Consider the following 1,050-nt stretch of genomic DNA (forward strand, 5'->3'; position numbering starts at 1 on the left):
TGTAATCTTTCTTGCACCAACTATTTACATTAAATGCCGAAATTCCCGTAAAAACGTCAAAAGGCGTTAAAATGTCGTTTTACCTTCTCTTTCTGTAACCGAAATGCAACCCCAATACTATATCGGTATCATGTCAGGAACCAGCATGGACGGTGCCGATGCCGTACTGATTCAAATGCAGAGCAAGCAATGGCAACGTGCTGTCGCCCACAGCTTTCTACCCTATTCAGACGGCCTGCGCCAAGAATTGTTGGCACTGCAAGACATAGGCGAAAATGAATTGCACAGAAGCAATATCCTGGCGCAAACACTCAGCCGCCTATACGCCCAAACCGTCCAGCAACTATTGGCAGAACAAAACCTGTCGGCCAAAGACATTGCCGCGATCGGCTGCCACGGACAAACCATCCGCCATGCGCCTGAACACGGTTACAGCATTCAACTGGTTAACCTCCCCCTGTTAGCCGAACTGACCGGCATTTTCACGGTCGGTGACTTCCGCAGCCGCGACCTTGCCTGTAATGGCCAAGGTGCGCCCCTCGTCCCAGCCTTTCACGAAGCGCTGTTTCGAGATGCGAATGAAACCCGCGCCGTACTCAACATTGGTGGCATTTCCAATATCAGCATCCTTCCACCCGACAGCCCTTCTTTCGGCTTCGATACCGGCCCCGGCAATATGTTGATGGATGCATGGATGCAACATATTTGGCAGCAGCCTTACGACAAAAACGGGGAAAAAGCCGCACAAGGCAAAATCCTCCCTGACCTGCTTGCGTCCCTGCTCGACCATCCTTACTTCAGCCGTCCTTATCCCAAAAGTACAGGCCGAGAGTTGTTTTCCCTAAGCTGGCTTCAAGGTCGTCTGAAAGGTGATGAAAAGCCGGAAGATGTGATACGCACATTGGTCTTTTATACCGCACAAACCATTTTTGATGCGACCAAACAAGCTGCTCCGGCGATTCATCATCTTTATATCTGCGGCGGCGGCATCCGCAATCCGGTTTTGATGCAAGACTTGGAAACCCTGTTTTCTCCCGACACCAAATTGCA

General features: G+C 50.7%; 1 protein-coding gene. It reads left to right on the plus strand.

Going from position 1 to position 1,050, the window contains the following annotated elements:
• Positions 1-103: 103 nt before the first annotated feature.
• Positions 104-1,050, plus strand: a 947-nt coding sequence (locus ACTHS3_RS14340; protein ID WP_440368287.1) for an anhydro-N-acetylmuramic acid kinase, incomplete at its 3' end; no start/stop codon positions are given.

It is taken from the genome of Neisseria sp. P0009.S007, from assembly GCF_051962515.1.